Origin of the sequence: Clostridium sp. ATCC 25772 (genome assembly GCF_001573875.1) — a bacterium.
Taxonomy (GTDB): domain Bacteria; phylum Bacillota; class Clostridia; order Clostridiales; family Clostridiaceae; genus Clostridium_J; species Clostridium_J senegalense.
Genome location: NZ_LFRG01000135.1, coordinates 1 through 776 on the forward strand (window position 1 = coordinate 1; position 776 = coordinate 776).

Consider the following 776-nt stretch of genomic DNA (forward strand, 5'->3'; position numbering starts at 1 on the left):
AACTACTTGTAGCAAAGTTTTCGTTATTGTTTTGGTATTGACCAACATAAGTTGAAAAATATTTTTTTAACTCTGTATAGCCATTTTGATCCATAGCATAGTGAGGTGCTTCAAATCCAAGAGGGTAAATACCCTGTTCTACACACAATCTCAATCCACTTAAAACTCTATCCTTAACATAGTTCTCCATATTTTTAGATATAGGCTCATCTTTTTCCATATCCCAAAACTCATATCCTTCCCCTGAAATCTCTCTTTTATCTAAAGAATGCATATATCCATGTAAAATAACGCTACCACCTCTATCTTGCATATACTTTATAGTTTGTATAAACTCCGGATCATCTTTTATGGTATTTATTTTCCCAGTTTTGCTATCTACATATGCTGGAATTAATGCTATCATAAAAGGTATGCCTTCAGAATATAAATAGTCTGCAATCTCTTTTAGGTTATTTTTATCTCTAAATAAATGCACATCCTCAATCCTTACAAATACTTTACCTTTTTCAAAGTTTTTTATATTATAAAAATCATTTAAAGTATCTTCAAATATGAAGGACTGATCTATTTTGTACTCTGCAATGAAATATAAATTTTTATTGTTTATAACATAAGGATATTCATTATAAGAATCTTTCATAGTTGCTAATACCTTATTACTCTCACCCCTAGTGTTAACTACATCAAAATAATCACTTCCAGATATAGCTAGTTTTTTCCCTTTATAATTTAATTCATTTATGCTATTTACCTTTTTATCATATATTAAATCA

1 protein-coding gene is annotated in these 776 nt (G+C 28.5%); it reads right to left on the reverse strand.

The window, feature by feature from the left end:
* Positions 1-776, reverse strand: a 776-nt coding sequence (locus AZI32_RS17165; RefSeq protein ID WP_157450971.1) for a DUF2334 domain-containing protein, incomplete at both ends; no start/stop codon positions are given.